The following is a 3,615-nucleotide window of genomic DNA, read 5'->3' as shown; positions in this document are numbered from 1 at the left end:
CCAGCTCCCACACAAACCCCATTCCACATTGGGTTTGGTGGTGTTGGTCATACTGCAAGACACCGCGACAAATTGACCCGATAGACAAAAGGCACGGCTCACTCCGTGCCTTTTGCGTCCGGCTCTGAGAAAATGCCCGCACTTTTTTTGCGGATGCCGACATGACTGCCCTCAAGAACGACCGTTTCCTTCGTGCCCTGCTCAAGCAACCCGTGGACGTCACCCCCGTGTGGATGATGCGCCAAGCCGGTCGCTACCTGCCGGAATACCGCGCCAGTCGCGCCAACGCCGGCGACTTCATGAGCCTGTGCATGAACCCGGAGTTCGCCTGCGAAGTCACGATGCAGCCGCTGGACCGCTACCCACAACTGGACGCGGCCATCCTTTTTTCCGACATCCTCACCATCCCTGACGCCATGGGCCAAGGCCTGTACTTCGAAACCGGCGAAGGCCCGCGTTTCAAGAAAGTCGTCAGCACCCTGGCTGATATCGAGGCCCTGCCGATTCCTGATCCGCATAAAGACCTCGGCTACGTGATGGACGCTGTCAGCACCATCCGCCGCGAGCTTAACGGTCGCGTGCCGTTGATCGGCTTCTCCGGCAGCCCATGGACCCTGGCCACCTACATGGTTGAAGGCGGCTCGTCGAAAGACTTCCGCAAGACCAAGGCCATGCTCTACGACAACCCACAAGCCATGCACCTGTTGCTGGACAAACTGGCGCAGTCGGTCATCTCTTACCTCAATGGCCAGATCATGGCCGGTGCGCAAGCGGTGCAGATCTTCGACACCTGGGGCGGCAACCTGTCGGCGGCGGCGTACCAGGAATTCTCCCTGGCCTACATGCGCAAGATCGTCAGCGGCCTGATCCGTGAGCACGAAGGCCGCAAAGTGCCGGTCATCCTGTTCACCAAGAACGGTGGCCTATGGCTGGAGAGCATCGCCGATGCCGGTGCCGATGCACTGGGCCTGGACTGGACCTGCGACCTGGGCGAAGCCCGCCAGCGCGTGGGCAACCGCGTCGCCCTGCAAGGCAACATGGACCCGACCGTGCTGTACGCCAAGCCGGAAGCGATCCGCACTGAAGTCGGCCGCATCCTCGCCAGCTACGGCAAGGGCACCGGCCACGTGTTCAACCTCGGCCATGGCATCACCCCGGAAGTGAACCCGGAACATGCCGGCGCGTTCCTGCGTGCGGTGCACGAACTGTCCGCGCAATACCACGAGTAACACACAAAACAAATGTGGGAGGGGGCAAGCCCCCTCCCACATTAAAAGCCAAAAGCCAAAAGTTCTCAGGCCTTCACTTCTCCCAACGGCGGCAACTTCGCCAACTTCAACGCCACCAGCAACGCGCCAACCAATAGCGCAATGATGAACCCACCAATCCCATTCCAGCCGGCAAAGTGCCAGAAGAACCCGCCCGCCGTTCCTGCAACACTCGATCCCACGTAGTAGCAGAACAAGTACAGCGAAGACGCCTGCCCCTTGGCTTTCACCGCGCGGCGGCCGATCCAGCTGCTGGCCACCGAATGGGCACCGAAGAAACCGAAGGTGAAGATCAGCATGCCCGGTACCACCAGCCACAATGGCGTGAGCAGGGTCAGGGCCATGCCGGCGAGCATCAATACGATGGTGCCCCACAGCACGCGGCGGCGGCCGAGGCGGTCGGCCAGGGAGCCGATTTTTGCCGAGCTGTAGATGCCCGACAGGTACACCAACGACAGCAGGCCGACCACCGCTTGGCTCAGGTCATACGGATCGGCCAGCAGGCGGTAGCCGATGTAGTTGAACAGCGTCACGAACGCACCCATCAGCAGGAAGGCCTCGAGGAACAACCACGGCAGGCCCGCGTCCTTGAAGTGCATGACAAAGCCATCCAACAGGCTGCGCGGCTTGAGGCTGGTGGCGCGGAAGTTGCGCGATTCGGGGAGGATTTTCCAGAACAGCGTGGCCGCTATCAGGGCCAGGGCGCCGATGATCAGCATTGCGGTGTGCCAACTGACGAAGTCGATCAGCACGCCGATGATCAGGCGCCCGCTCATGCCGCCAATCGCGTTGCCACCGATGTACAACCCCATGGCCAGGCCGATGTGCTGTGGGTGGATCTCTTCGCTCAGGTAGGTCATCGCCACCGCCGCCAGGCCGCTCAAGGACAAGCCCACCAGTGCTCGCATCAAGAGGATGCCTTCCCACGTCGGCATCAAGCCGCTGGCGATGGTTGCCAGTGCGGCGCAGAACAGCGCGCAGACCATCACCGGCTTGCGCCCCAAGCGGTCGGAAATTGGGCCGGTGACCAGTAGGCCCAAGGCAAGCATCGCTGTGGATACGGAGAGAATCAGGCTGCTTTGCGCCGCGTTGATGGAAAACTCATGGGACAGCGCGGGCATCATCGGCTGCACGCAATACAGCAGGGCAAAGGTGGCGAAACCACCGGAGAACAGCGCCAGCACCGTGCGCATGAACATCGGCGTGCCTTTTTCGATGTACTCGTCGTTGAGCTGGGCGACCACCTCATCCAGGGCGTTGGGCGGGACTTTTTGAGCGAATGGCGCGACAGCAGATTTCACGGGGACCTCGGGGAGGAAAAGCCTGCCAGGACTGGCAATGCAAAAAAGAATATAGCTGCCTAATGATTCTTTCCAATATATTGTTCGACCTGTTTGATAGCTTTTACGACCTAATGGGGTTTGCATGGAATTGCGTCATCTGCGGTACTTCATTGCCGTCGCCGAAGAACTGCATTTTGGCCGCGCCGCGCAGGTGCTGGGCATCTCGCAGCCGCCGTTGAGCCAGCAGATCCAGGCGCTGGAACAGGAGGTGGGGGCACGTTTGTTTGAGCGTACCAATCGTCGGGTCGAGCTGAGTGAGGCCGGGCGCTTGTTCCTGCACGAGGCGCGGCTGGTGCTGGCTCAGGTCGACAAGGCGGCGGATGTGGCACGGCGTGCGCAGTTGGGTGAGTTGGGGGAATTGAAGATCGGCTTTACCTCGTCGGCTCCCTTCAACTCCAGCATTCCCCAGGCGATCTTTGCGTTTCGCCAGGCGTTCCCGGCGGTGCACCTGAACCTGCAGGAAATGAGCAGTACCGAAGTGGCGGAATCGCTGGTGGATGAATCGATCCAAGTGGGACTGATGCGTCCGCTGCCGCTGCCGGACTCTCTGAGCGTCGTCGAGTTGATGCGCGAACCGCTGGTCGCGGTGCTGAATGCCGGGCATCCGCTGGTGGAGGGCAGTGAACGCGGCTTGCACCTGGCACAGTTGGCGCAAGAACCCTTTGTGTTTTTCCCACGTACGTACGGCAGCGGCTTGTACGCCCAATTGCTCAACCTGGCCCGCGATGCCGGCTTCAGCCCGCATTTTGCCCAGGAGGCCGGGGAGGCGATGACCATTATCGGCCTGGTGGCGGCGGGTCTGGGCGTGTCGGTGCTGCCGGCGTCTTACCAGCGCATCCGCATTGATGGCGTGGTGTATCGCACCTTGCTCGATCAAGAGGCGGTGACAGCGGTGTGGCTGGTGCAACGCAAAGGCGCGCAGACGCCGATGGCTGAGGCGTTTGTGGAGTTGTTGACGCGTCAATCGGAGCAGATCGGTGTGGGAGCTGTCGAGCTTTAGCGAG

Annotated in this window: 3 protein-coding genes; 2 read left to right on the top strand and 1 reads right to left on the bottom strand. The window is 61.3% G+C overall.

The genetic code is table 11. The features are described 5' to 3' along the window. Window positions 1-161: 161 nt before the first annotated feature. On the top strand, window positions 162-1,229 hold the full coding sequence (gene hemE, locus ACRESD_RS12595) for a uroporphyrinogen decarboxylase (protein WP_431751189.1): 1,068 nt from the start codon (window positions 162-164) through the stop codon (window positions 1,227-1,229). A gap of 65 nt (window positions 1,230-1,294) precedes the next feature. Here hemE and ACRESD_RS12590 read toward each other — a convergent pair whose 3' ends face one another. Further along, window positions 1,295-2,521, bottom strand: a complete 1,227-nt coding sequence (locus ACRESD_RS12590) for an MFS transporter (RefSeq protein ID WP_431751190.1) — start codon at window positions 2,519-2,521, stop codon at window positions 1,295-1,297. A gap of 172 nt (window positions 2,522-2,693) precedes the next feature. Between ACRESD_RS12590 and ACRESD_RS12585 the strand changes: the two genes are divergently transcribed. Beyond that, entirely contained in the window at window positions 2,694-3,611 is a 918-nt protein-coding gene (locus ACRESD_RS12585) for a LysR substrate-binding domain-containing protein (RefSeq protein WP_431751188.1), read from the top strand. Window positions 3,612-3,615 lie beyond the last annotated feature (4 nt).

The organism is Pseudomonas sp., from assembly GCF_050739995.1.
In the GTDB taxonomy this organism is placed as follows: Bacteria; Pseudomonadota; Gammaproteobacteria; order Pseudomonadales; family Pseudomonadaceae; genus Aquipseudomonas.
This window is presented reverse-complemented; position numbering and strand designations above follow the sequence as displayed.